Here is a 21,935-nt window from a genome sequence, read left to right as displayed (position 1 = left end):
CCACGCTGCTAACGGGTTGTCCGCATATCATACGGAGACCAGCATGAGCGCCGACCTCGAAGCAGCCATCGAAGCCGCATGGGAAGACCGCGGCAACGTCACGCCACAGAGCGCCGACGTGCGCGCGGCGGTGAATGCTGCGCTCGCCATGCTCGACAGCGGCACCGGTCGCGTCGCCGAACCTGACGGCAACGGAGGCTGGAAGGTCAACCAGTGGCTCAAGAAGGCCGTGCTCCTGTCCTTCCGCCTCAACGACAATCGCGTCATGGAAGGCGGCAGCGCCGGCCATCCGGCCTATGACAAGGTGCCCAGCAAGTTCGCGGGATGGGACGATGCCCGTTTCCGCGCGGCGGGTTTCCGTGTGGTGCCCGGCGCGATCGCCCGCGAAGGTGCCTACATCGCCCCCGGCTGCGTGCTGATGCCCAGTTTCGTGAACATCGGCGCCCATGTCGGCGAAGGCACGATGATCGATACCTGGGCTTCGGTCGGCTCCTGCGCCCAGGTCGGCAAGAACTGCCACATCTCGGCAGGCGCCGGGATCGGCGGCGTGCTTGAGCCGATGCAGGCCAATCCGACGATCATCGGCGACAACTGCTTCATCGGTGCGCGTTCGGAAATCGTCGAGGGCGTGATCGTGGGTGAGGGCTGCGTCGTCGCCATGGGTGTCTTCATCACCCAGTCGACCAAGATCGTCTACCGCGACACGGGCGAGGTTATCCGCGGCCACATCCCGCCCTACTCGGTCGTCGTGCCCGGCTCGATGCCCGGCAAGGATGGCGGCCCTGGCCTCGACTGCGCCGTAATCGTCAAGACTGTCGACGCCCAGACGCGCGCGAAGACCGGCATCAACGAGTTGCTGCGCGACTGATACCTTCGGCACAGTCCGGCGGAACATTCGCCAATCCCGACCGTAGGAACCCGTGAATACACGGGTCCACCAACGAGTGCGGGAGGCGTTTGTCATGCACAAGGAAGGCGAAGAAATTCATGTTAGCGAAGCCGAGGCGAGCGGTGGCTCGAAGGAAGGCGTTGTGCGCTGGGTTCTGCTCGGCGGACTTGTCCTTGCGATTGCGCTGCTCTCGGTAACCTGGCTCATCCCGGCTCTTTCCGGAGACGGCACCGATGATGCCGCCCGTCACGATCGGGCAACGGAAATGGGACGGCCGCAGGGCGACCTGAACTGATCGTCGAACGGAGCAAACGGGTCGCATGAGCAAGTCCAACAGTTACCGGACGAACCAGCATGTCCAATGGAACTGGGGTGATGGCACTGGCACGGGCCAGATTACCGAGCGGTTCGAGCGGAAGGTAACTCGCACCCTCGAGGGGAGCGAGATCACGCGGAACGGGACGAAGGACGACCCTGCCTACCTGATCGAACAGGAAGACGGCTCCGAGGTCCTCAAGCTGGGGTCCGAATTGTCGGAGGCGAGCTGACCGTCGATGGCAGCGCGCGAGGATCATCCGGTGGATTTCGATCGCTTCCTGGCCGCCCAGGACAATGGCGTTTACGAAGCTGCGCTCGAGGAGATCCAGTCGGGCGAGAAGACCAGCCACTGGATGTGGTTCGTCTTTCCCCAGATCGCTGGGCTCGGCACAAGCGCCAATGCGAAAAAGTACGCCTTGCCGGACAAGCATGCCGCGCATGGCTATGCCACCCACGAAGAACTCGGTCCTCGACTCTACGAGGCAACGGAAGCCATGCTTGAATGGGCCGGCACCATGTCGGCAGCGGACATCCTCGGCCAAACCGATGCGATGAAGTTTCGAAGCTCGATGACGCTGTTCGAAGCCGCATGTCCGGAAGACGATGCCGTTTTCAATGATGCTATCGAACAGTTCTTCGATGGCGAACGCTGTTCGCACACGCTTGAAAGGCTATGACCGGCTCCGACGACAGCGTCGAGGTCATCACTGCGACCTTCAACGAACAGCTCCTGGTAGGAGCCGGTATGATCGCGCTTTGCGTTGTGATTCACGGAATCGGTCTTTTCACTATCCAGCGCATCATCTCCCGTGAATCGATGACGCGACGTTTCGAAGAACTCGAGCCGCTTTCGTTCACCGGAGCCGTCTTCACTCTGGTCGCGGTCTTCGCGATCATTGTGATCCACTTCATAGAGATCTGGCTGTTCGCATTCCTCTATGATCACCTCGGGGCGCTGCACACCTTCAGTGACGCCCTCTACTTCTCCACGATCAGCTACGCCACGATCGGGTATTCCGATGCCTCGATCCATGAACAATGGCGTATGGTAGCGGCTCTGGAGGGCGTACTCGGCGTCATCCTCTTGGGGTGGTCTACCGCCTTCTTCGTTCGCGTATTGGGTCGGCTGGAAGGCGACGACGGCAAACGCCGCTAGTCGGCATCCTTGGCACCACCCGACGGGGTCTCAATCGGTGGCGCGGCCTTCTCGCTCGCTGCAAAAGTCTCCGCCTCGCGTAGAACGCGCATCACATTTCGAGACGCAATCTTTTCGAGATCGGCCTGCGAGTACCCGCGGCGTGCCAGCTCTACAAATAACGCTGGGTATCCTGAAACATCCTCCATGCCGACCGGTCCGTTCGGCATGCCGTCATAGTCTCCGCCAATGCCGATATGGTCGATACCGGCAACCTTGCGGATGTGGTCGATATGATCTGCCATGTCGGAAACAGTCGCAACCGGTGTTGGGTTGGCGGCATCCCACTTGGCCAATTCGGCCGCGACCTGGTCGGGTTGCCCCTGCCAGAGAGCCTTCAGCCGCGCCTCTTCACCCGATCGCGCCCCGAACCACTGTCGCTGCTCCTCGCTCAGGAAGCCGGGCAACGCGACAACCATGACCACTCCGCCATTTCGGGGCAGGCGTGCCAGCACGCTGTCGGGTACGTTGCGCGCGTGTCCGTTGATTGCGCGAGCACCCGAGTGGCTGAAAATGACCGGAGCCTTCGCCACATCGAGCGCGTCCATCATCGTCGCCTCGCTGACATGGCTGAGGTCGACGAGCATGCCCAAGCGGTTCATTTCGCGCACCACATTCTCGCCGAACTCGGTGAGACCGCCATGCGTCGGCACATCTGTCGCGCTGTCGGCCCAGCCCAGGGTCTTGGAGTGGGTCAGCGTCATGTAGCGCACCCCGAGCGCGTACATCTGCCGCAACACGGCCAGGCTCGATCCGATGCCGCCCCCGCCTTCCATGCCCATGAGCGAGGCTATCTTCCTCGCCTTCATTGCTTTGGCAACGTCGTCGGCGCTGAAGGCCAACTGCATGTCAGAAGGGTAACGCGAGACTAGGCGCTTGGTGACATCGATCTGTTCGACCACTTGCTGTACGGCCTCGGCCTCGGGCAGGCTTGCGTTGACATAGACCGACCAGAACTGCGCACCGAGATGCCCCTTCCGGGCACGCGTCAGATCGGTGTGCATCGCCTTGACATCGCCAGTGGCAGTGTCGAGCGTGTCGACGAAATCGAAATCGTTGATCACGTTGCCGACCCGCTCGCGCAGGGCATAAGGGACGTCGTTGTGACCGTCCCATACCGGTGCCGCCTCCAGCGCAGCCGCAGCTGTCTGCTCCGGTGTAGGCGCCGCAAGGGCAGGTGCGGCGAACAGGATGGTGCTGGCAGCGAGAAAAGCGGTGCGGCGCATGATCGAATACCCCTTGCTATTGCGATCCTGCTCCTAGCAAACCTTGGCCACAAGGAAAGGAATTGCACCATGGCCATCGTCGCACGCTGGAACGAAGCCGAGATCAAGCACCGGATCGCGTTCTGGAAGGGCGTCGAAGCTTTCGCCGAATGACCCGCGTCCGGACCATACTGCGCTACGTCATGGGTGTGTTCTATGCGCTCGCAGGTTACGCGCACATCGCTTCGCCGGAACCCTTCCTGACAATCACGCCGCGCTGGGTGCCGGTGCCGGAAACCGTCGTGTTTTGGACCGGGGTGGCCGAGCTGCTAGGCGCGGTCGCACTGGTCCAGGGCTGGTCCCCGAGGCTCAGGAAGGCAGGTGCGATCGGCCTCGCGCTCTATGCAGTTTGCGTGTTTCCAGCGAATATCCATCACTTCGCGCTCGACATGGCGCGGCCCGATGGCGGGCTGGGCTTCGGCTATCATGTGCCGAGGATGTTTGCGCAGCCACTGCTGGTGTGGCTGGCTTTGTGGACCGGCGGCGTAACGGACTGGCCGCTACGCCGCCGATGACCTTTAGCTCATGTGCTTCGAGACGGCGCCCGTCATCTTGAACATGGAGATCTGGTCCTTGCCGATCACCGCGCCGAGCTTGGCATCGGGATTGATCATGCGCTTGTCCTTGGAATCCTGCAGGTTGTTAGCCTTGATGTGATCCCAGACCTTCGAAGTCACCTGGGCGCGGGTCATCGGACCCTTGCCGACGACGGCTTCGAGTTCCGGCGTGAGATTCACCGGCTTCTGCAGGGCGTTGTTTTTGCCAGCCATGACTAATCCTTTCCTTGGCTATGCTTCAGTCATCGTCGTCGAGGTCATCAGCGTCCCATTCCTCGACCTCATGGCCTTCGAAACGGGCGGTGAGAACCGCGGCGGCGGTCACGTGTCCGTCCATTTGCTGGACGAGTTCCTCATGCGTCGCCCCCGGCATCAGTGTGAGCGGGAGATCGAGCGCAAAGAGCTGGAATACGTAGCGGTGCTCCTCGCCAAGCGGCGGATCCGGTAGCAGCCATTCGGAATTGCCGTAGGCGTTCTTGCCGGTTCTAGGCGGGGTCTCGCCTTCGAGCAGCTTGCCCTTCTGCGGCTTGATGCCCCAGACGGCCCAGTGGACATGGCCCTTGTCGGCATCCTCGACAACCAGAGCGATTTCCTGCGCGCCTGGGGGAGGGGCGGTCCATTCAAGCGGCGGTGCGACAGAATCTTCTTCGCAAGCGGTGAAGCACGGATCCAGTTCGCCGCCATGGCGAAACGCGTCGCTGGTCAGCGCAAAGCCAGACCGGCCGAGAACGCGCTCGTCCGCAACCCTGCCGAGCGTCAGATTGGCCGGAACCTCACCGCCACCGACAGCGCTTGCGACCCAACCCCCGGAACCACTCGACATTAAACTTCCTCGTGCGAGCCGCGACCCCCGCGCCCCTTCGATTCGACGGGTTAAGGCACAGGCGCTGGAGGAAAACCATGCACCCAAGGCGTATTTGCACCGTTTTCAGAGCATTTCGTCCGAATTTGCCCTTCCCGACAGCTCACGAAGGCAAAAAATTTGCTCAGCGCTGGTTAATGGCGCATTCCCTTAATCGACTGTTCGCGTGACAGATCGCGTCTGGAGGGGTTCTTTATGTCTATGGGTCGCACCATTCTCAGCGCCACGCTGGCCTTTTCGCTTGCTGCTTGTGGTGGCGGGGGCGGCAACACGATTGGTGGGGGTGGCACGGGCGGTGGCGTAGGCGCGGCCGATTGTTCGCTTGGTGCACGGCAGGACTGGGTTCTTGCCCAGCTCAACGAGTGGTACCTGTTCCCGAACCTGCTGGACACCAGCGTCAACAAGGCGAACCACAGCACATTGCAGAGCTATATCGACGCGCTGACTGCGCCGAGCGACCAGCTCTTCGGCGCGGACCGGACGTTCACCTACATCACCTCGATCAAGGAAGAAGACGCGCTGATCAACAGCGGTTCGAATGCCGGTTTCGGCGTTCGACTGAGCTATGATGTCGCCGCGGGACGCGTGTTTGTGGCAGAAGCTTTCGAGGGAGCTCCAGCCCTGACCGCCGGGATCGACCGCGGAACCGAGATTATCGCCATCAACGGCCAGACCGTTTCCGCGCTTATGGCAAGCGGCGGTGCGGCAGCAGTGAGCAATGCGCTCGGCCCAAGCGACCCTGGGGTCACCCGTTCTCTTGCCATCCGTCAGCCAAGCGGCGCTGAAACGACGATTAGCGTTACCAAGGCGAACTATTCGCTCGACCCCGTTTCCGACCGCTACGGCGCGAAGATCATCGACAACGGCGGCACCAAGGTCGGCTATATCAATCTTCGCACCTTCATCGTCGATGACGCCAAGGCTCAACTGCGGACCGCCATCGGCCAGTTCAAGGCGCAGGGCGTCACCCAGGTGATCCTTGATTTCCGCTACAATGGGGGCGGACTGGTCACTGTAGCCGAAACGTTGGGTGACCTGCTTGGCGCCAATCGTGTGGGGCAGTTGTTCAGCAAGACCCTCTATCGCGATTCAAAGGCAAGCCAGAACAGGACCTACAATTTCGCTGCCGAAGCCCAGGCAATCGGAGCAACAAAGATCGCCGTCATCGGTACGGAAGGGACCGCCTCGGCAAGCGAACTCGTCGCAAATGCTTTCATCCCTTACCTCAAAGGCAACATCGCTTTGGTAGGTAGCGATACCTACGGAAAGCCCGTAGGGCAGAATGGCTTCGACCGATCGGCCTGTGACGATCGCCTACGCGCAGTCACTTTCCGCACGGTCAATGCCGCGAACGGGGGCGACTATTATTCCGGCCTCGCCAGCGTGATGCCGGTAACCTGTGCTGCGGGAGACGATCTCCTGAAGCCGCTGGGTGACCCGGCCGAAGCATCGATCAGTGTCGCGCTGGATTATCTCGCCGGTCGTAGCTGTACCGCCATTTCGCAGGCGACGAAGGGCACGGCTGCGCAGGAAGGGGCCAAGAGGCGCCTGATGGGGACGCCACCCAAGGCGAGTGCAGCGCAGTACCAGGTACCCGGTCTCTACTGACGTCCTATTCGGCGGCAGCCAACATGCCGCCGCGTGTCTGGCTGTAGGCTTCGATTGCCGCACCCACGACCTTGCGCGAGCAGGCGGGCTTGGCGATGCGATAGGCGTTGAGCGAGCGAATAGTCTCGTTCTGCCTGTCGAGGTCGCCCGAATGGATGACATAAGGGATGCCGCGCTTGTCGAGCTCGAGCGCGATCGGCAGGCAATTCTCGCCGTCCTGGAGGCTCACGTCGAGGACGGCACAATCGATCCCGCTCTCGATATGCTCAAGTGCGGTAGCGATGGTCGCTGCGCAATAGGGATGCAAGCCCTCGTCCTCCGCTGCGAACTCGAGATCCATTAGGATCAGGGGTTCATCATCGACGAGTAGAATGCTTGTAGGTCGGTCCATCAGCAAATGTGCCCCCGCTATGCTGGCAGCGTTACAACGGCGTGGAGGCCGTTCCGGTTCCAATTACGTTCGATTGCGCCGCCGCCTGTCCTGAGCATGCGGTCCGTGATTGCGGAGCCGGTTCCGGGCCCGATCATCGAAACATCGACCGGCGGCCCGCCCGTTTCCAGCCAGCTCAGTTGCACCTGTCCGTTCTCGTCCTCCGGCAGCCAGCTGACCGTTACGCGTCCGTTGTCCGCCGACCAAGCACCGTATTTCGTCGCATTTGCCGCCAGTTCGTGAAGGATGAGACCCACAAGCGATATCGCTGCGAAGCTTACCCTTCCCCCGTTTCCGACCAGGTCCATGCGATGGCCGTCCGCATCATAGGGCGAGAGGATGGACCGCACAGCTTGTCCGAGTTCGATCGTGCCGGAAGAAGCATCGTCGAGGGTCGTCTCGTATGCCCGGCCCAAGGCCTGGATCCGTGCGTTGATTTCGGCCGCTTCGGCCTCGATCCCGCGCACTCTCCCCGTCACATTCACGATACCTGAAATGACCGAGAACATGTTCTTCATGCGGTGCGAAAGTTCGCGGGCAAGCATTCGCGCATGGCGCTCTTCGGAACGCGCGGCGCGGACGTCGCTCACGTCCCACTGGCTACCGAAGTAGTAGACCAGCTTGCCATCATTGTCGTAGATCGGCCCCAAATGGAGCGCATTCCAGAAGCTCGACCCGTCCTTGCGATAATTGAGCATTTCGACGACCGTCACCTCCTCGGTGTCGATCGCGCTGCGTAACTGCCGGACGGGTTCCCGAGCTGTGTCGGGCCCCTGAAGGAAGCGGCAATTGCGCCCGATAATCTCTTCCTCTTCATACCCTGTCAGGGCGCGAAACGCCCGATTGGCAAATATTATTGGATTATCGTCCTGATATGGGTCCGTAAGACAGATGGCCATGCGCGTCTGGGCCATGGCCTGCTCGAACAGGACGCCCGACGAACCCGAAAATGAATCTTCGGGATGCGCCTCGCGGAAGCGGCCCGGACTGGTGTCGAAACGCATATGCGCTTGCGGACCATGTCCTTCCAGATTCTTGGGATCGTCACTCACAAGCAACTCGATGCAGACCGCTCAGCGGATTCGGGATTCAGGCATCAATGACGCGAGCGAGGCTCGGTTCCCGCAGAAATGGCGATTCTCAGGCCAATGCGACGAGCAGAGTTGCGATACCCAACCCCAACGACAGCGTTACGCGAAGCGACATCCACCAGCGCGGGGCAAGCGGGCCGAGCCTTGCATCGATCGCGGGGCTCAGCAGAATTGCCCCACCTAGCATTGCGAGGGATGGTTCGGGCCAGGCCCAGCCAAATGCCCATGGAAGGAAGGCCGCCAGCGCGACGAGGCTGGGGAGGACTGCCGCAACCCACAGCCAGCCGAGCGCCTGACGACGCTCCGCTGCAGGCGCTGCAGCAGCAAAGCCCCACCACATCCCGCCAAGGAAGGCAAAGATCAGCGCGGCGTAGGCGAAGGCCAACGAAAGCGCAGCATAACGCCAATCGGGTGGCCCGGCATAAAGGATGGCAGCGCAGGCGAACTGCGGAAGCAGTCCTGCCAAACCCAGGAGACGTGGCATGGCTGGGACTTCACGCATTTTCTCGGCGCCTCGAGAGGAAGAGGACAAACCCCAGGGTGAACAACAGGTCGCCCGCTACGATTGCTCCGACTGCGGCATCTCCATTGCCGAACCAGTTCGGTGGCCCAAGCATGGCGACGACCATTGCCTTGCCCAGAATGCCCGCGAGCAATGCGGGGGCGAACCGCGTCGGATTGCCCGCAACCAGCGCGTAGACGATCCCGAAGCAGAAAATCAGCACGCCGTTGATCGCTTCGGGAGAAGCCCAATGCGCAGCAAGGAATCCACCAGATCCAATCACCAGATTGTAGGCTGCTGCAAACCAGAAGAAGGTACGCCAGCCTCTCGATACCGAGTCCTTCACGCGGCTTCGCCTCCAGTGAATGGTTGTTTGTCGGTCCAGGCACAGCCTTCCCGCTTTTCGGAGCCGATCATGAGTGTGGCAACGAAGGGATAGGTCCGGTCACTCATCCCGTCGGAACATTTGCCCGGGGTCACCATGAGATCGAAGGTCGCATCGCCTAGCTTGCCGCTGAAGCTGACGCCATTGAGGCCTGCAAATCGTTCGACGGGAAAGCTGGTACCGCCGGGGTCGTCCGGCGTTGAATAGTTTGCCACGTTGGTGGCAATTGAGCCGCCCCAGAAAGGCTCGGTTCCAGTGAACTTCACAGTCTCGGTGACCGATATTCCATCGAATGCCGGGGTCGGCCCGCCATTACCCTCGCTTCCTGCGGATTGGCACGAGGCAAGGGAAGCACTTGCCAACAGGATCGCAAAATTGGGCAGGCGCATTATTGGGTCCTCAAGTGTCGGCAGATGAAGTCTGCAGTTTGTTCGATTGCACGCCTGCCCTCGGGAATGGGTAGCAGCATCCAGACGTGAAACATGCCGTGGTATTCGTGATACTCGTGCGTCGATAATCCAGTTTCACGGAGACGCGCGTCCAGCCTTCTGCCGTCAACCACAAGGATGTCGCTGGTCCCGGAAAAGATCGCCATTGGCGGCAGGCCTTGGACGGCACCGAACAACGGGCTGACGCGGGGGTCGGTCAGTTCCAGCTCACCGCGATAGAGTTGGCCGCAAGCCTCAAGGCCAGAGACGGCGATCATGCGGTCGCGCTTCTCGATCTCCTTTTGCTCGGGCTCCGATGCCGTCGCGTCAAGCCACGGCGAAAACAGCACCAACGAGCCTGGCAATGGTCCGTCATCATCCCTGATGATCTGGGCAAGCGCCAAAGACATGCCACCACCGGCACTGTCGCCCATGATCGTAATACGCTGGGCGCCGTGGCTTTCGACAAGCTCGCCATAAAGCTTGCGCATTTCGCCGAGGATATGGGGTGCCTTGTGTTCGGGGGCGAGCGGATAGACAGGAACTGTCGCCGATGCCCCCAGTATCGAGCATAGCCGCGCAAGCGCCGACCAGTGCAGCGCCGCGACGTCCATCACATAGCCACCGCCGTGGAGGTAAAGGAGGTGCGGCGCATCACTTTCCGCAGCGCCCTTGGGCACCATCGTTATGACCGGATAGCCACGACTATTGTCCTCGGAGACATCGAATTTTGCGAGGACGCCCTTCCCTGGTCGTGGAGAAGGCTTGCGACGCAATTCGGCGATCCGTTCATCAAGCTTTTCGGGCTGGCTGAAGAAGCGCCTGATGCCAAGCAGCGGCAGGCCGAAATTCACGAGCCGCGCAGGCAAGCTTACCATAGGCTGGATCCCTCCCTTGAGGAAGCCAGCCTAGCGCCCGCCGGCTACGGCGCAAGCGGTGAAAAGGCAGACTTTGCTTAGCGCAGTCCGCCTTCGAGCCGCGCAACGAGTCCCGGTGAAGCAGGCGAAAGTTCGGCAGAACTCATGGCGTTCGCCTGACGTGCCACATCAGCTGCAACCCCACAGAATTTCTGAGGAGACCGCTGCATTGCAAAACGGTTGTAAACTTTGGTCTGCTGGCGATCCAACCCAGCTACGCCGTACCTGGCGACCTCTTGGCGATATGTCTGGTCGAGCAGTACCGAATGCCGCTTCAGCAGTTGTGCATAATGCCCGTTGACGTTTTCCACTCCGCGCCCCCGACACGATAACGCCGCGACGTTGAGGCCCGAACGCAGGCGCCATATCTCCGCGCGCGGCGTGGCCTTTGCCGGAGCCACAGCAACATGCTGCTGCGGCGCAACAGGCCTGACATTGGCCACACTTTGCGGGCGATAGTTGCCACTAGGTGCACTACCACACCCAGCCGTCGCCGCGAGCGCGATGCCCGCGGCAAGTATTCTTGCCGAAACCCTCATTTTTAGCGTCCCTCGACTTCTTACGATCCGGTTGTACCGATAGCATTATCGCCCTGTCTTCCGCATGATGATTGCGGCGGAAAGGTTGGGCGGCGCGATGGGACGAATCGGAAATTCCGAAAGTTCGCCTGAATGCAAAATTTGTTAAAAGTGTCAGCCGGGATTAGTGTCGAAGGCGGGCGTCTCGCCGGTGTCCACCCAGCATTGCTTGCTGCGCGTCCAAATGTGCGCCGTCGGCTCAAAACGTGAGGCGTCGTCAAGCGTGCCGGCTTTCACAAAGGCCATTCCGGGCGCGACCTCGACCTTCGAAATCAACGGAGAACCGCAATTGGGACAAAAGATGCGCTCCACGGACTTCCCGCTCTCCCCGGCATCATGGTAGGTCTTCGTCTCGCCCGAAACTTGGATTGCACCTTCCGGAACGCCGAGAATGGTCGAAAAGGCGCTGCCCGATTGTTTCTGGCAATGTGTGCAATGGCACACCATCGCCGCCGCAGGATCGCCCTGGAAACTGTAGCGCACCTCGCCGCACAGGCAGCCGCCTTCGGTCTTGCTCATCGCCTCTCTCCCTTTGCCCGACAACCTAGCCGGTGAGCGAAGGGAGTCCAGACCCCGGTGTCACCGGCCGAAGATACGGGCGATCATACCGCGCTTCGCTTCGGGCTCGTCCTCCTGGCCGGTTTCGATGACCTTGCGGCGAAGGTCGGCACCGGTCAGTTCCACGACCTCCTCGACCGTTCGGACCTGGATGAAATCTGCCGCAATGATCGGTGCTGCTGGCCTTATTTCAACCACGCGGGCTTTCTCCACCGTCCTTGCGCCGATCCCGTGAACGGTGACGATTTCGGGGCGCATCTCGACCGTTCCGGCCACGACCGGAATTCCGCCTGGCAGCCCGTGAATTGCACATTCGCTGGCGACCGACTGATGGAACAGTAACGCGCGCCACCAGCAGCCAAGCACATATTCCACATATCGCAGCGGAGCATTCTCAGGCCGGCCATCGCGGAAGAAGTGGCGCTCCTTGTGATGCAGAAGGGCGGTGTTGATCGCATCGAGACCTTCAAGGTCGAGATAAACCTCGATGTCCTCGTCGTAACCCGCCCACGCGGGACCCTCTTCCGTTTCGGTCTGCGCGAGGAGGTCGGCTGCCGCCGCGCCGCTGAATTCGAACCCTTCATCGGTGTAAAGGCCGAGCATCATGTAAGGGTGATGCACTTGCCCCTTTTCGAACGCACGGTCCGCCTCATTGGCAATGGCAAGAGTTACCCCTGTAATCGGATCACCCTCATGATCACGGATCGCTTCGACAAGCTCTTCCCAACCGCTGATCGTTACGTTCTCGGGCGCTGTCCGGAGACACATGCGCCCGAAATCACTATCGAGCTCTGCCAGTGCCGCTTCGAGAACCGCATGGGCATCGTCGAGCTCGCCGGCAAGGAAATGGGCTCGCAACTTGGTTTCCCATGCGCTCTCCCCTTCTGCATCCGCAAAAGTGTGCTGCAACGAGTGCATCTATACGAAACTCCCCGAACTGCGCCCGAGGGCGCTCTAGCGGCCATTTGTCACCGCGCCGTTAACCTGCACCTTGAACCATTGCAGGGGCGTTTCCCGGCGGGGTTAAGGAGGGGTGAAGGGGTCAGTCGGTAACAACCGGGCCGGAACACATGGGCGATTACGCGCGTTGCACCCACCGTCACCATGTCCACCCTGTCACGACCTTTCCCCCTCAAGACGACCCTAGGCATCGCAGCAATTACGGTGGCTGCGATCGGTGCGATAAGTGGAAAGGCCATTGGATCGACCCCGATGCTGATGGAAGATACTGCATCGGCCGTTGCAGGCACCCGGATTGACCGGGATAACTTCGCGGCAATTGCCGCAGAGGATCGCCCACCGGACCATTATGACCTGGTAACGCCAGAGGGAACGATCCCGGTTGCGGAGCTCTCGCTCCATGGACGGCTCAGGGGCAGGAGTGATAGTTGGTGGGAAGGCGCCGATCCGGTGATGCTCGACGCGTCCTACGACGACGAATTCAGTGATCGGGAGATTGAGCAGCTTGCCCTTGCCGAGCCGGTAGTCCGGGATCAGGACGTACCCGCAGAACAGGATCACTCAGGCATCTCAACGACGGGCACAAATGATGGCACTGTGCGAATTGTCGATGTTTCCGCCGCCGTTGCGGGTGCCGCCCAGTACTAACCCAACGATCCTGAGCATGCACCCCCGGCTTGGCACCATTGCCTCGCCGTCCATTTAGCTGCATCCTCAAAGCATCGGGTCGCGGCCTTGGGGGAGGTCCGCATGGAAGCAAGTTTTGCTACTCGTCACGAAGGCGACAGCCGGTTCTGGGCCGCACTGTGGCTTTACATCCTACTCATTGTCCTGCTCGGATTTCGCGAGCCGGTGAGCGAGCGCTTCTTCGACGACTTCCAGGAGCCCGCATCTCCTTGGTTAGTTCTGCACGTCTGGAGCTTCGCCGCCTGGCTTGTCCTGCTGGCCATGCAGGCATGGTTTGCCGCCACAAAGCGCATCGACTGGCATCGCAAACTGGGAGTTGCCATGTTGCCGCTTGCCGTGGTGATGCTGGTTTCCGCAGGCACTGCCGAGTTCGCGGCCCAGAAACGTGAAGTCGCCGCCGGGCAAAGCGGCGCGTTCTCCATCGTTACCCTGACATACCTCACTACCTTTGCAGTGCTTGTCCCATTTGCCTGGGCAGCGCGAAAAAATCCGCCCGCGCACAAGCGCCTGATACTCATGGCAACCGCGTCGATCTGCGCAGGTGCGCACTTGCGCACCATTTCATCCTTCGATCCGGCTCTGTTCTGGGAGTCGCAAAGTTACTTTGCCCACCTCGCTTTCGGCTTCGGCGGATCAATGTTGCTAGTCGCGATGGGCATGGCCTGGGATCTCTATTCGCGCGGCGCGCTACATCCGGTCTACCGGGTCGGAGCGCCTATACTGTTTGCCACCTATGTGGTTGCAGCGTGGTTGTACGGATCCACATGGTACTCCGAGGTATCGACCGCATTTCTCTCCACCCCGTGATGGAAAAGCGTGTGCGCATCGCCTAGGTTACCGCGCTCAGCAAAAGCAGGAGTTCTGAGATGTCGGGCGGCGACGAAGAGTACGTGTACGACGAGGAAAGCGGCGAATGGTTGCCTGCAAGCGAGCTGGCTGCGAAACAGGCTGCCGAGGGACAGGTCGAAGTGCGTGACGCAGTCGGCAATCTTCTCACGGATGGCGATGCGGTTACGCTCATCAAGGATCTCGACGTCAAGGGCGCCGGCCAGACACTCAAGCAGGGCACGCTCATCAAATCGATCCGGCTGACCGGCGACCCGCAGGAGATCGACTGCAAGTATCCTGGCATCAAGGGGCTCGTGCTGCGTGCGGAATTTGTCCGCAAGCGCTGAGCCTGCCTGAGCATGGAACGAGACGAGTTCAGCGAGCGACTGAAGATCGGGCCCGATTCAGAAGTTGGAGTGCATCACCGCGAGAAAGAGAGTTTTCGCGGAATCTCTACCCGGATGAAATTGCGCATCCTGACCGCAAGCGCCGTAACCCAGGACTTCCTCGACGAGATTTGCGAACTCGAAAATCTCGAGTGGCTGACGCTTGAATGGCCAGTCACTGCCGAATCTCTCGAAGGCCTGACCCGCCTGAAGAAACTCCATCGCCTCAAGCTCGATTCACCGCGCAACATCACCGATTTCACGCCCCTCACCCGAATATTCGGCCTTACCCGCCTGGAAATCGAGAACGCCAAACATCTCTTTGACCTACGCTGGATCAGGCCGCTTAAGGACCGCCTCGAGATGCTCGGCCTCGACGGATCGATAAATACCACTCAGAAACTGGAAAGCCTCGATCCGTTGGACGGCTTTGCCTTTTCCGAACTGTCGCTGGTCAGCACGAGCGTGAAGGACAAGGATCTTTCCCCCCTCATCACCTGTCGCAATCTCAGCCGGCTTGAGTGCGCCAAGGCGGTGTCGAATTTCGAAGGCTTTATGGCCCTGGCGGATGCGCGACCAGATATGGCCTGCCAATGGTTCGATCCCGACTGGTGGCCAGGCCGCAAATGGCGCGGTGGCCCGGCCCGTTAGTGTTCTAGGAACACCTGTTCCGCTGGCGTGTTGCCAAGGCCATGAACCGAAAGATCCTTGCTCTCACCGTCCTTCTCCCGCTGGGAATAGCTGCCGCAGGCTGCGTCGGCACGCCCGGCCCGGTAGGCAACATTGCAGTCCCTCAACCGGCCAAACCTGTGGCGCTCGATGCCTATCTCGGCAAATGGTACGAATACGGCCGCTACGAAGCCCCATTCCAAAGAGGCTGCGAAGGTGTGACCGCAGAGTACTCGCGGCGTGACGATGGGACGATCAAAGTGGTCAACTCGTGTTATCGCGACAGCCTCGACGGCAAGTTCGACCAGTCGACCGGCAAGGCAAAGGTTGTCGAGGACAGCCAGGGTGCGAAGCTGAAGGTCAGTTTCTTCGGACCGTTCTACGGCGATTACTGGGTTCTCGACCACGGCCCAACAGGGACCAATGGCCTTTACGAATGGTCGATCGTGGGTGAACCCAGTGGGCGATACCTGTGGATGCTGACGCGTGAGCCGCAACCTGACGCTGTCCTGCGCGAACTATTGCAGCGACGCGTGAAGGAACTGGGCTATGACTGGGCCCTCGTCCGACTGACCCAGCAGCCTGCAATCTGAGTGTCAGCCGCCTTTCTTCCAGCCGTGGCTGAGAAGTTTCACGGTGACCTTGCCTGTCGCCACTTCGATCCCGTCGGCATCATGCATCGGCACCTGCGCGACATAGGTCGCGCTTCCTTTGCTCTCGAGGTCGGATAGGAGCCGGGCCATTTCATCCTCGGACAGCGTGTATTCGGCAATCACGTCGCTGGCCGCCATCCGGTGGAAGTCGACTGCGATGTCCTTGATGATCGGGAAATAGCGCTCGGTATCGAGGATCGAGATGCCCGGCCCCGCGGCAACCGCCTCGGCCAGGACGCAGAATGCGCCAAGGTACATGACATCGACGTGATTGGCATTGGGGGCGAGCGGCATGAGAAGTTTCGAATGCCCGCGCCCTTCCTCCAGCCGCTGCATACCGGTGCGTTCGACGAAGGGCACGCGGTAAACTGGCTTCTCGGCTATCTCTCCCATCTACTTCCTCCCCAAACCTATCCGATCACCACGTTCTCGCTGCCGATGAATGCCCGGCTTCGCGTGAAGTCGATAAAATTGCGCTCGTCCTCGAGCAGGATGTGCGCGTGGCGGAGCCCTTCCTGGGTCGCAGTCATCGCGGCCACGGCATCTTCGCTGTCGAACCAGAGCTCGGCGACGCCGTCGTAATCCTCGCCCTCGCCATGCGGCATATTGCGACCGCCCGCCGTCCCGTCGCCGATCGCGCTCTCGACTGTGTGGCATTGGACATACCGTTTGATGCCCAGGGCCTCACTTGCTGCCGCGACGAGCGGAGCGTGGGTTTCGCGCCAATAGCGCTGGAATTCCTCGCGGGTCAGCGAAGGCAGGCGATGGAGGCAATAGGTCAGCTTGATCATGCTGCGGCGTCCTTTGTCATGGCGCATTCCGTATTTCGCCAGGCATCATGCCATAGCGATCCCGCCTCGCAAGCACAGTCTAGTCCGCGCTCCGCGCAGGTTTGTGCGCCCAGCATTCAAGTTCGACCCGCGCGCCGAGTGCCAGCCCGTTAACGCCCATGGCCGATCGAGCCGGAAAGGGCTTGGTGAAATACTCGGCATAGATGCTGTTGAATGTCGGCCAGTCGGCCATGTCGGCCAGCATGACAGTACACTTGATCACATCACGATACGTAAGGCCATGGGTCGCAAGGCGCTCGCCGAGCCTGATCATTACCCGACGCGCCTCGACTTCCATCCCGCCCTTAGCGATGGTCTGCCCATCCTCCGACATGCCGATGTCGCCGGACAAGAACAGGATATTCCCCACCTGCACCGCATCTGAGAACGGATAGGGTAGCGTCGAAGGTGTGAAGACAGGTTCGCTCTCCTGCGCAACTGCGGGTACGCTCAGAGACAAGGCCACCGCGGCGGCGCCCAGTCTCAATGCGGTAGTGCTTTCCATCATCGCCCCTCCCAAAGAAGTTTCCGGTTACATGACCTTGTCGGGCCGCGGGTCGTGGCCGTGACGGTCGCTTTTCCCGAAGTGACGGTCGAGCCGCTGGGCCAGCGTCATCGCGGCGCGACGCGCGGCATCGTCAACTGTCGAGCCGTGCTCGGTTACCCCGATCGCCCGCCCTCCTCGAGGGCGCGCCTCCAAGGTGCAGGCCTTGTCGTCATGACCGTGCGTGTGGCGATGGTCATTGTGAAGGTGCACCTCCAGCCGGGTCAGCCGCTCTTCGAACCGTCCGAGCTTGTCGCGAACTCGCGCCTCGATGCGGCTGGCGACGTTGTCGGTGCCCATGACGCTGCTGTCGGAATTGAACTGGACCTGCATGGCTGGTGTTCCTTCTTGCCGTTCCTTTTCTCAACCCCCGACGTGGGGTTTCGGCCCCGTGCGCGCCAGCCGAACCCGCTGCTGCAGTGCGCCCGTTGCGCTGGGTCGTGACGCGCATGCGGCCTGTCGAAGACGCAAACTCTATCCTTCCAGCAGCACGATGTCCCAGCTGTATCGATGATCGCCCAGCGCGCTGGCGACAGATGTCGGCGCATCCGCGCCAAGCGTCTTGTAGAGCGAGTCCCGCGCGTTCGCCTCGGCATCCTCAGGAAAATACATTTGCAGCATGGCGCGCGTATTGGGTCCGATGGCGTCCATATGGATGTGCGGTGGGCGGTTGCCGATCGGGCTGTCGTAGCTACCCGGCTTGATCGTGGTCAGCTTCCAGCTGCCATCGCCCCCGGTAGTGATCCGGGCAAAGCCCTGGAAGCCGGGGTCGAGTGGCATGATCGCGGGGTCCTGCGGATGGTCGTAGCGTCCGTGGGTATTGGCCTGCCAGATGTCGAGCTGGGCCCCGCGGATGGGATTTCCCATCTTGTCGAGCACGCGCCCGACGACCTCGATCACCTGACCCTCTGCGCGTTTGGCAGCACCGGCAACCCGCGTCAGGTCCGCGTCGGTCTCACCGCGATACCCGGCAGGATAGAACGGCCCCATTTCCGACGTTGCCGTGACCGCCTGCGCCAGCGCGCGCGGCCCGGCCGCAGCCGCGCCAATCACCCCAACGGCAAACGTTCGGCGCGAGATGATGTAGTGATGATGGGACATGGACGCTCTCCCCCTGATGGAGTCTCGGCGGCCCGGAGGAACGCTAACTTGCCTTGGAGTGGGAGTCTATTGCGTCCGGCCGTCGCACATCCGTCCCGGGCAGAAAGATTTGATCGAGGACAACGACACCGACCCCGTCAGTGGAGAAACTGCAATTCGCAAGAGAAGGAGTTCCGCCATGATCGACATCGACCTGTCCCACGAAGAATTCGTGATCCTGCGGCCGAAGGGCGCGCTGAGCGAGCAGGATTTCGCGGATCTCGCAGCCGCTATCGACTCCCGGATCAACGAGACGGATCGGGTCCCCAACTTGCTGATCAGCGTCGAAGGCCTTCCCCATTGGGACAGTGTGGGAGCTCTCGCCCGGCACTTCCACTTCGTGAAGGAACATCAAAAGATCGTGGAGAAGGTAGCGGTGGTGGGCGACTCGCCCCTGCTTTCGCTTGCCCCCGAAATCGCCAATCTAATGACCAAGGCGATTATCCGGCGCTTCCCTTCGCGCAAGATGGAGGACGCCAAGGCCTGGCTGCGCGCGAGTGAGGACGACCCGGGCCGCTTCGAGGTCATCGAAGGCCTGCCGCGCGATGTAATCGCCGTGCGGGCGGTAGGGATCATCACTGCACAGGACTATCACGATGTCCTTATCCCGTTGGTCGAGAACAGGCTGAAGGATCACGACAAGCTCAAGCTGCTGTTCGTGATGGGAGATAACTACACGACATTTTCCGGCGATGCGGCTTGGGAGGACACGAAATTCGACCTGCGCCATGTCAGGGATTTCACACGCATCGCAATGGTAACAGACGTTCCGTGGCTGGTTCGCACCGCCAGGATATTCCGGCCGATCGTGCCCTACACTTTCGAAGTCTTCCCGATGGAGAAGCTCGAGGATGCGAAGGACTGGATCAAGCGCTAGGGCGTGTTGCTGTCCCTTGGCGCCAGCTTCGCACCCCAGTCGATGCGTGCGAGGAGGACGAGCCCCGCCAGCATCGCCACTTGAAGCGCGATACCCAGCGGGCTGCTGATCTCTTCGCGCAGGACCTCTCCCATGCTTGTCGATCGGATGCTCTGCGCGGTCAGACCGTAGAATGCATAGGACACGACCCGTCCCGCGAAGAAGGCGACGGTGAAGGGCAGCAGGCGCAGGCGCGCCAATCCGGCCGCCTCGAACAATTGTGCCGAGGGTACGGGCGAGATCGCGAACAGCCCGAGGGCCATGAGCGTGTTGCGACGACGCGCCTCGAGCATTTGCCGGGCCGCGGTGAGATTGGCTTTGGTCTTCACCGACAGGTAGCGCGTGCCCAGCGCGCGCGTGGCATGGCCGAGGAGGAACCGCCCGCTCGCCGCCGCCACCGCCGCAATGCCTACCAGCGGAGCAAGCTCGAGATCGCTGTTGAAGGCGTACAGCGCGATGATCGACCATGTTGGCGGCCCGAAAGCGGGCAGCAGGTTCACGCCGAATACGAGTGCGAAGAAGATGAGGTATTCGGCCATCCGCCAGACCTAGCAGCTATTCGCCGCGCGCACGTGGCTCAATCGGGCAACTCGCGCGGATCGCCTGCGACCAGCCTGCCGCCCTCGCACCATGCGGCGAGCGAAGGGCTGAACTCGGCGGCTACCATGCGGTCGTAATCGGCGAGGTCCTGCGGGTCGTAGACATCGCGCCAGCGGCCGTTGGTTCCCTTGTTGATGAAAGTGTCGCCGCCGCCCTTCCAGATGTTCACCGCATTGGGCAGCAGGTCGTCGGACTTCTTCTTCATCGCATCGAACCCCGCCGCCTCGACCAGCTCGGGCCACAGGGTTTCGGGGATGTCGATCCCGAGGAAGCCGGCGATCCGGCGCATCTCGCCCTCGCGGTCGGCCTTGAGGTCGTTGAAGTGGACCAGCAGGACGTTCGGATCGCGCCGCGCGGCCCAGAAGCTGTTCTCCATCACCCAGTAGTTCGCACCCTCGTCGCCCATCGCGTTTTCCCAGCCGTGCAGCCAGTCATGGAAGTGCTGTCCCGGTCCGCCTTCGGGCACGAAGGGGACGTGATCGCCGCCGAACTTGGGGTCCTCGCGATTCAATTCCTCCATCCGCTCGACGGTGAAGGGGGTGTAGTGGAGCTTGTGGTTGTAGAGGCTAATCGCCGCATCGCGCCCGTCGCGCGCCACGTGGATGAACTTCACCCCCTCGTAGACCGGCAGCGCATCGAACGGCAGATGCGACTTCAGGAAGCGCCGGTGCGTCTGCGATTCCCCCAGCGCCACCATCGCGCCCGGCGGCGGCATGCGGAAATCGGGCCAGGGCGAGCTGTCCTGCACCGGAAAGGGCGCGGCGCTGCCGAAGACCAGCGAGCCGACGATGCGCTGCGTCCAGGTCGTCCCGCACTTGGCATAGGTGGAGATGACGATGTCGTCGCTGCGCACGGGGAAGTCGTCCCACCCCGCACTGTCGAAGATGAGCGAACGAACGTGGCGCGTGGCCGGACGGACCAGTCGAGCTTGCTGCATGGCGGCTTTCCCCTCCCCCCAGTGAATGCATGGCGCGGCCCGTTTTCCCGCATCATAACGAGGCTCGGCGCGAGGGACAGGGGCAATTGCGGGTAGGCGAAAGCGTAACCCGCAGGTGGAACAGGTGGAACACGGTCCAGGGTAAAAAGCCGCCTTTGCGTGACCGTGGGGCGCGAAAGCGTGACCCTGCGGAGCGGAATGTCACCCTGCCCGCGCGAGCGGTCACCCGGGGAGGCCCGCCCGTCACCCTGCGCGCGTCGCAAGCGTCACCTTGTGCCCGCACCGCCGTCACCCTCCGCGTGCCCGTCCGTCACCCTTCGCAGGCGTCGGCAGGGGCCGCTTGTCGAGCAGCGGGTGTACGGGCTTGCGACCCCGCCGCGAGGAGGCCTTGCGCTTCGCCGCCACCTCGATCGCCATGTCCCAGTACTCGGCAAACCGCGGCGCCCGCGCGCGCAGGCGATAGGCCGCCTGCCGGCTCATCCCCACCGCCCGCGCCGAAGCCGCCACCTTGCCGGAGCGCCCGAGCAGCTTGAGAAAGGTCGAGGCCTTTTCCCCTGTCCAGCGGGCGTTGTCGGGCTTCGGGCGAGCGGGAGGGGGTGCAGGATGGTCCATCCGGCGAGCTTAGGCACGGATGGCGGGGTGTAGGAAAGCGCCAAGGCCTGCGCTAACCCCTCCCCCGATGACCGACCCTGCGCAGCCAGTCGTGACCATTCTCGTCGATGCCGACGCCTGCCCGGTGAAGGAGGAAATCTACCGCGTGGCCGAACGCCACGGCGCGCACGTCCGCGTGGTCAGTAACCAGATGTTCCGCGTGCCGGTGAGCGAGCGGGTGAAGCGGGTGACGGTCTCCGACGCCTTCGACGCGGCGGACGACTGGATCGCGGAGCACGCCGGGCCGGGGACGCTGGTGGTGACCGGCGACATTTTATTGGCGGACCGCTGCCTCAAGGCGGGCGCGACGGTCCTGCGCCACGACGGCAAGAGCTTCGACGCCGCCAGCATCGGCAGCGCCATCGCCACCCGCGCAATCATGGAAGATCTGCGCGCCGGGATGGACGGAATGGGCGGCGGCCCTCCGCCGTTCAGCAAGGCGGACCGGTCGAACTTCCTGCAGGCGCTGGACCGGGTGCTGGTGGGGTTGGGGCGGGGGTGAAGTGGCCAAATCAGCAAGCGAGTTGCCCGGCCGGTAGATTGCTCGAAGG

At 61.8% G+C, this 21,935-nt stretch carries 34 protein-coding genes; 14 read left to right on the top strand and 20 right to left on the bottom strand.

The features are described from left to right. The first annotated feature begins 43 nt into the window (after positions 1–43). The 5 genes from dapD (at position 44) to RAM60_RS00370 (ending at position 2,363) form a co-directional block, all read left to right on the top strand. Positions 44–868, top strand: coding sequence for a 2,3,4,5-tetrahydropyridine-2,6-dicarboxylate N-succinyltransferase (gene dapD / locus RAM60_RS00390; protein ID WP_369026052.1), 825 nt, complete (start codon positions 44–46; stop codon positions 866–868). Between the two features lie 94 nt (positions 869–962). Beyond that, a complete protein-coding gene (locus RAM60_RS00385) occupies positions 963–1,184 on the top strand; it encodes a hypothetical protein (RefSeq protein ID WP_369026053.1) in 222 nt (73 codons plus the stop codon). Between the two features lie 25 nt (positions 1,185–1,209). After that, positions 1,210–1,437 (top strand): hypervirulence associated TUDOR domain-containing protein, encoded by a 228-nt coding sequence (locus RAM60_RS00380; RefSeq protein WP_369026054.1) that lies wholly within the window; start codon positions 1,210–1,212, stop codon positions 1,435–1,437. Positions 1,438–1,443: 6 nt separating this feature from the next. Next, a complete protein-coding gene (locus tag RAM60_RS00375; RefSeq protein WP_369026055.1) occupies positions 1,444–1,884 on the top strand; it encodes a DUF1810 domain-containing protein in 441 nt (146 codons plus the stop codon). Next, complete coding sequence (locus tag RAM60_RS00370) at positions 1,881–2,363, top strand: potassium channel family protein (protein WP_200982118.1); 483 nt, start codon at positions 1,881–1,883, stop codon at positions 2,361–2,363. The genes RAM60_RS00375 and RAM60_RS00370 overlap by 4 nt, the downstream gene beginning before the upstream one ends. Here the strand turns inward: RAM60_RS00370 and RAM60_RS00365 are convergent. Next, positions 2,360–3,628 (bottom strand): dipeptidase, encoded by a 1,269-nt coding sequence (locus RAM60_RS00365; protein WP_369026056.1) that lies wholly within the window; start codon positions 3,626–3,628, stop codon positions 2,360–2,362. The genes RAM60_RS00370 and RAM60_RS00365 overlap by 4 nt on opposite strands. A gap of 149 nt (positions 3,629–3,777) precedes the next feature. Here RAM60_RS00365 and RAM60_RS00360 point away from each other — a divergent pair, with 149 nt between their 5' ends. Further along, a complete protein-coding gene (locus RAM60_RS00360) occupies positions 3,778–4,182 on the top strand; it encodes a DoxX family protein (RefSeq protein WP_369026057.1) in 405 nt (134 codons plus the stop codon). Between the two features lie 3 nt (positions 4,183–4,185). Here the strand turns inward: RAM60_RS00360 and RAM60_RS00355 are convergent, their stop codons facing one another. Continuing rightward, positions 4,186–4,437 carry an SWIB/MDM2 domain-containing protein gene (locus RAM60_RS00355; protein ID WP_160608914.1) on the bottom strand — a complete coding sequence of 84 codons (252 nt, stop codon included), beginning with the start codon at positions 4,435–4,437 and terminating at the stop codon, positions 4,186–4,188. A 25-nt stretch (positions 4,438–4,462) separates the two neighbouring features. Then, positions 4,463–5,047: a YbhB/YbcL family Raf kinase inhibitor-like protein gene (locus tag RAM60_RS00350; protein ID WP_200982112.1), complete on the bottom strand. Its 585-nt coding sequence runs from the start codon at positions 5,045–5,047 to the stop codon at positions 4,463–4,465. 240 nt (positions 5,048–5,287) lie between these two features. On the opposite strand from RAM60_RS00350, the gene RAM60_RS00345 reads away from it, so the two are divergent. Continuing rightward, complete coding sequence (locus tag RAM60_RS00345) at positions 5,288–6,694, top strand: S41 family peptidase (RefSeq protein WP_369026058.1); 1,407 nt, start codon at positions 5,288–5,290, stop codon at positions 6,692–6,694. Positions 6,695–6,698: 4 nt separating this feature from the next. Here RAM60_RS00345 and RAM60_RS00340 read toward each other — a convergent pair whose 3' ends face one another. The 9 genes from RAM60_RS00340 to RAM60_RS00300 all read right to left on the bottom strand — a co-directional run bounded on the left by RAM60_RS00340 (position 6,699) and on the right by RAM60_RS00300 (position 12,441). Then, positions 6,699–7,085 (bottom strand): response regulator, encoded by a 387-nt coding sequence (locus tag RAM60_RS00340; RefSeq protein WP_369026059.1) that lies wholly within the window; start codon positions 7,083–7,085, stop codon positions 6,699–6,701. A gap of 17 nt (positions 7,086–7,102) precedes the next feature. Then, entirely contained in the window at positions 7,103–8,176 is a 1,074-nt protein-coding gene (locus RAM60_RS00335) for a PAS domain-containing protein (RefSeq protein ID WP_369026060.1), read from the bottom strand. 88 nt (positions 8,177–8,264) lie between these two features. Then, positions 8,265–8,699, bottom strand: coding sequence for a DUF3429 domain-containing protein (locus RAM60_RS00330; RefSeq protein ID WP_369026061.1), 435 nt, complete (start codon positions 8,697–8,699; stop codon positions 8,265–8,267). A gap of 10 nt (positions 8,700–8,709) precedes the next feature. Further along, positions 8,710–9,063, bottom strand: coding sequence for a hypothetical protein (locus RAM60_RS00325; RefSeq protein ID WP_369026062.1), 354 nt, complete (start codon positions 9,061–9,063; stop codon positions 8,710–8,712). Beyond that, a complete protein-coding gene (locus RAM60_RS00320; RefSeq protein WP_369026063.1) occupies positions 9,060–9,491 on the bottom strand; it encodes a COG3650 family protein in 432 nt (143 codons plus the stop codon). The genes RAM60_RS00325 and RAM60_RS00320 overlap by 4 nt, the downstream gene beginning before the upstream one ends. Beyond that, the gene (locus RAM60_RS00315) at positions 9,491–10,408 is read right to left on the bottom strand and encodes an alpha/beta hydrolase (protein ID WP_369026064.1); all 918 of its coding nucleotides are present in this window, start codon (positions 10,406–10,408) and stop codon (positions 9,491–9,493) included. Before RAM60_RS00315 ends, RAM60_RS00320 begins: the two co-directional genes overlap by 1 nt. 77 nt (positions 10,409–10,485) lie before the next feature. Next, positions 10,486–10,758, bottom strand: a complete 273-nt coding sequence (locus RAM60_RS00310) for a hypothetical protein (RefSeq protein ID WP_369026065.1) — start codon at positions 10,756–10,758, stop codon at positions 10,486–10,488. A 381-nt stretch (positions 10,759–11,139) separates the two neighbouring features. Next, positions 11,140–11,544: a GFA family protein gene (locus tag RAM60_RS00305; protein ID WP_369026066.1), complete on the bottom strand. Its 405-nt coding sequence runs from the start codon at positions 11,542–11,544 to the stop codon at positions 11,140–11,142. 60 nt (positions 11,545–11,604) lie between these two features. Further along, positions 11,605–12,441, bottom strand: coding sequence for a hypothetical protein (locus RAM60_RS00300; protein WP_369026067.1), 837 nt, complete (start codon positions 12,439–12,441; stop codon positions 11,605–11,607). 354 nt (positions 12,442–12,795) lie between these two features. Between RAM60_RS00300 and RAM60_RS00295 the strand changes: the two genes are divergently transcribed. The 5 genes from RAM60_RS00295 (at position 12,796) to RAM60_RS00275 (ending at position 15,706) form a co-directional block, all read left to right on the top strand. After that, positions 12,796–13,191, top strand: coding sequence for a hypothetical protein (locus RAM60_RS00295; protein ID WP_510639969.1), 396 nt, complete (start codon positions 12,796–12,798; stop codon positions 13,189–13,191). Between the two features lie 102 nt (positions 13,192–13,293). Next, complete coding sequence (locus tag RAM60_RS00290; RefSeq protein ID WP_369026069.1) at positions 13,294–14,037, top strand: hypothetical protein; 744 nt, start codon at positions 13,294–13,296, stop codon at positions 14,035–14,037. 59 nt (positions 14,038–14,096) lie between these two features. Beyond that, complete coding sequence (locus RAM60_RS00285; RefSeq protein ID WP_369026070.1) at positions 14,097–14,405, top strand: alkylphosphonate utilization protein; 309 nt, start codon at positions 14,097–14,099, stop codon at positions 14,403–14,405. Positions 14,406–14,519: 114 nt separating this feature from the next. Beyond that, a complete protein-coding gene (locus RAM60_RS00280) occupies positions 14,520–15,095 on the top strand; it encodes a hypothetical protein (RefSeq protein ID WP_369026071.1) in 576 nt (191 codons plus the stop codon). A 41-nt stretch (positions 15,096–15,136) separates the two neighbouring features. Then, positions 15,137–15,706, top strand: coding sequence for a lipocalin family protein (locus tag RAM60_RS00275; RefSeq protein WP_369026072.1), 570 nt, complete (start codon positions 15,137–15,139; stop codon positions 15,704–15,706). A gap of 3 nt (positions 15,707–15,709) precedes the next feature. On the opposite strand, the gene RAM60_RS00270 is transcribed toward RAM60_RS00275, so the two are convergent. From RAM60_RS00270 to RAM60_RS00250, 5 genes are all read right to left on the bottom strand, one after another. Next, positions 15,710–16,159: a PaaI family thioesterase gene (locus RAM60_RS00270; protein WP_369026073.1), complete on the bottom strand. Its 450-nt coding sequence runs from the start codon at positions 16,157–16,159 to the stop codon at positions 15,710–15,712. Positions 16,160–16,176: 17 nt separating this feature from the next. Continuing rightward, on the bottom strand, positions 16,177–16,557 hold the full coding sequence (locus tag RAM60_RS00265) for an EthD domain-containing protein (protein WP_369026074.1): 381 nt from the start codon (positions 16,555–16,557) through the stop codon (positions 16,177–16,179). 79 nt (positions 16,558–16,636) lie between these two features. Continuing rightward, the gene (locus RAM60_RS00260; RefSeq protein ID WP_369026075.1) at positions 16,637–17,104 is read right to left on the bottom strand and encodes a RidA family protein; all 468 of its coding nucleotides are present in this window, start codon (positions 17,102–17,104) and stop codon (positions 16,637–16,639) included. A 24-nt stretch (positions 17,105–17,128) separates the two neighbouring features. Beyond that, positions 17,129–17,473 carry an HPF/RaiA family ribosome-associated protein gene (locus RAM60_RS00255; protein WP_369026076.1) on the bottom strand — a complete coding sequence of 115 codons (345 nt, stop codon included), beginning with the start codon at positions 17,471–17,473 and terminating at the stop codon, positions 17,129–17,131. A 141-nt stretch (positions 17,474–17,614) separates the two neighbouring features. After that, on the bottom strand, positions 17,615–18,241 hold the full coding sequence (locus RAM60_RS00250; protein ID WP_369026077.1) for a dioxygenase family protein: 627 nt from the start codon (positions 18,239–18,241) through the stop codon (positions 17,615–17,617). Between the two features lie 178 nt (positions 18,242–18,419). On the opposite strand from RAM60_RS00250, the gene RAM60_RS00245 reads away from it, so the two are divergent. After that, the gene (locus RAM60_RS00245; protein WP_369026078.1) at positions 18,420–19,157 is read left to right on the top strand and encodes a SpoIIAA family protein; all 738 of its coding nucleotides are present in this window, start codon (positions 18,420–18,422) and stop codon (positions 19,155–19,157) included. Here RAM60_RS00245 and RAM60_RS00240 read toward each other — a convergent pair. From RAM60_RS00240 to RAM60_RS00230, 3 genes are all read right to left on the bottom strand, one after another. Further along, on the bottom strand, positions 19,154–19,735 hold the full coding sequence (locus RAM60_RS00240) for a hypothetical protein (RefSeq protein WP_369026079.1): 582 nt from the start codon (positions 19,733–19,735) through the stop codon (positions 19,154–19,156). The two genes, RAM60_RS00245 and RAM60_RS00240, sit on opposite strands and share 4 nt — an antisense overlap. Before the next feature lie 38 nt (positions 19,736–19,773). Next, entirely contained in the window at positions 19,774–20,733 is a 960-nt protein-coding gene (locus RAM60_RS00235) for a sulfotransferase domain-containing protein (protein WP_369026080.1), read from the bottom strand. A gap of 288 nt (positions 20,734–21,021) precedes the next feature. Then, a complete protein-coding gene (locus RAM60_RS00230) occupies positions 21,022–21,345 on the bottom strand; it encodes a hypothetical protein (protein WP_369026081.1) in 324 nt (107 codons plus the stop codon). A gap of 67 nt (positions 21,346–21,412) precedes the next feature. Between RAM60_RS00230 and RAM60_RS00225 the strand changes: the two genes are divergently transcribed. After that, on the top strand, positions 21,413–21,886 hold the full coding sequence (locus RAM60_RS00225; protein WP_369026082.1) for a YaiI/YqxD family protein: 474 nt from the start codon (positions 21,413–21,415) through the stop codon (positions 21,884–21,886). Positions 21,887–21,935: the final 49 nt, after the last annotated feature.

Origin of the sequence: Qipengyuania sp. RANM35, from assembly GCF_041021145.2 — a bacterium.
Taxonomy (GTDB): domain Bacteria; phylum Pseudomonadota; class Alphaproteobacteria; order Sphingomonadales; family Sphingomonadaceae; genus Qipengyuania; species Qipengyuania soli.
This window is presented reverse-complemented; position numbering and strand designations above follow the sequence as displayed.

What these genes read in the sequence shown, in the direction of transcription:
- dapD (WP_369026052.1), top strand. Translation starts at nt 44, where the DNA reads ATGAGCGCCGACCTCGAAGCAGCCATCGAAGCCGCATGGGAAGACCGC.
- RAM60_RS00385 (WP_369026053.1), top strand. Translation starts at nt 963, where the DNA reads ATGCACAAGGAAGGCGAAGAAATTCATGTTAGCGAAGCCGAGGCGAGC.
- RAM60_RS00380 (WP_369026054.1), top strand. Translation starts at nt 1,210, where the DNA reads ATGAGCAAGTCCAACAGTTACCGGACGAACCAGCATGTCCAATGGAAC.
- RAM60_RS00375 (WP_369026055.1), top strand. Translation starts at nt 1,444, where the DNA reads ATGGCAGCGCGCGAGGATCATCCGGTGGATTTCGATCGCTTCCTGGCC.
- RAM60_RS00370 (WP_200982118.1), top strand. Translation starts at nt 1,881, where the DNA reads ATGACCGGCTCCGACGACAGCGTCGAGGTCATCACTGCGACCTTCAAC.
- RAM60_RS00365 (WP_369026056.1), bottom strand. Translation starts at nt 3,628, where the DNA reads ATGCGCCGCACCGCTTTTCTCGCTGCCAGCACCATCCTGTTCGCCGCA.
- RAM60_RS00360 (WP_369026057.1), top strand. Translation starts at nt 3,778, where the DNA reads ATGACCCGCGTCCGGACCATACTGCGCTACGTCATGGGTGTGTTCTAT.
- RAM60_RS00355 (WP_160608914.1), bottom strand. Translation starts at nt 4,437, where the DNA reads ATGGCTGGCAAAAACAACGCCCTGCAGAAGCCGGTGAATCTCACGCCG.
- RAM60_RS00350 (WP_200982112.1), bottom strand. Translation starts at nt 5,047, where the DNA reads ATGTCGAGTGGTTCCGGGGGTTGGGTCGCAAGCGCTGTCGGTGGCGGT.
- RAM60_RS00345 (WP_369026058.1), top strand. Translation starts at nt 5,288, where the DNA reads ATGGGTCGCACCATTCTCAGCGCCACGCTGGCCTTTTCGCTTGCTGCT.
- RAM60_RS00340 (WP_369026059.1), bottom strand. Translation starts at nt 7,085, where the DNA reads ATGGACCGACCTACAAGCATTCTACTCGTCGATGATGAACCCCTGATC.
- RAM60_RS00330 (WP_369026061.1), bottom strand. Translation starts at nt 8,699, where the DNA reads ATGCCACGTCTCCTGGGTTTGGCAGGACTGCTTCCGCAGTTCGCCTGC.
- RAM60_RS00320 (WP_369026063.1), bottom strand. Translation starts at nt 9,491, where the DNA reads ATGCGCCTGCCCAATTTTGCGATCCTGTTGGCAAGTGCTTCCCTTGCC.
- RAM60_RS00315 (WP_369026064.1), bottom strand. Translation starts at nt 10,408, where the DNA reads ATGGTAAGCTTGCCTGCGCGGCTCGTGAATTTCGGCCTGCCGCTGCTT.
- RAM60_RS00305 (WP_369026066.1), bottom strand. Translation starts at nt 11,544, where the DNA reads ATGAGCAAGACCGAAGGCGGCTGCCTGTGCGGCGAGGTGCGCTACAGT.
- RAM60_RS00295 (WP_510639969.1), top strand. Translation starts at nt 12,796, where the DNA reads ATGCTGATGGAAGATACTGCATCGGCCGTTGCAGGCACCCGGATTGAC.
- RAM60_RS00290 (WP_369026069.1), top strand. Translation starts at nt 13,294, where the DNA reads ATGGAAGCAAGTTTTGCTACTCGTCACGAAGGCGACAGCCGGTTCTGG.
- RAM60_RS00285 (WP_369026070.1), top strand. Translation starts at nt 14,097, where the DNA reads ATGTCGGGCGGCGACGAAGAGTACGTGTACGACGAGGAAAGCGGCGAA.
- RAM60_RS00280 (WP_369026071.1), top strand. Translation starts at nt 14,520, where the DNA reads ATGAAATTGCGCATCCTGACCGCAAGCGCCGTAACCCAGGACTTCCTC.
- RAM60_RS00275 (WP_369026072.1), top strand. Translation starts at nt 15,137, where the DNA reads ATGAACCGAAAGATCCTTGCTCTCACCGTCCTTCTCCCGCTGGGAATA.
- RAM60_RS00270 (WP_369026073.1), bottom strand. Translation starts at nt 16,159, where the DNA reads ATGGGAGAGATAGCCGAGAAGCCAGTTTACCGCGTGCCCTTCGTCGAA.
- RAM60_RS00265 (WP_369026074.1), bottom strand. Translation starts at nt 16,557, where the DNA reads ATGATCAAGCTGACCTATTGCCTCCATCGCCTGCCTTCGCTGACCCGC.
- RAM60_RS00260 (WP_369026075.1), bottom strand. Translation starts at nt 17,104, where the DNA reads ATGATGGAAAGCACTACCGCATTGAGACTGGGCGCCGCCGCGGTGGCC.
- RAM60_RS00255 (WP_369026076.1), bottom strand. Translation starts at nt 17,473, where the DNA reads ATGCAGGTCCAGTTCAATTCCGACAGCAGCGTCATGGGCACCGACAAC.
- RAM60_RS00250 (WP_369026077.1), bottom strand. Translation starts at nt 18,241, where the DNA reads ATGTCCCATCATCACTACATCATCTCGCGCCGAACGTTTGCCGTTGGG.
- RAM60_RS00245 (WP_369026078.1), top strand. Translation starts at nt 18,420, where the DNA reads ATGATCGACATCGACCTGTCCCACGAAGAATTCGTGATCCTGCGGCCG.
- RAM60_RS00240 (WP_369026079.1), bottom strand. Translation starts at nt 19,735, where the DNA reads ATGGCCGAATACCTCATCTTCTTCGCACTCGTATTCGGCGTGAACCTG.
- RAM60_RS00235 (WP_369026080.1), bottom strand. Translation starts at nt 20,733, where the DNA reads ATGCAGCAAGCTCGACTGGTCCGTCCGGCCACGCGCCACGTTCGTTCG.
- RAM60_RS00230 (WP_369026081.1), bottom strand. Translation starts at nt 21,345, where the DNA reads ATGGACCATCCTGCACCCCCTCCCGCTCGCCCGAAGCCCGACAACGCC.
- RAM60_RS00225 (WP_369026082.1), top strand. Translation starts at nt 21,413, where the DNA reads ATGACCGACCCTGCGCAGCCAGTCGTGACCATTCTCGTCGATGCCGAC.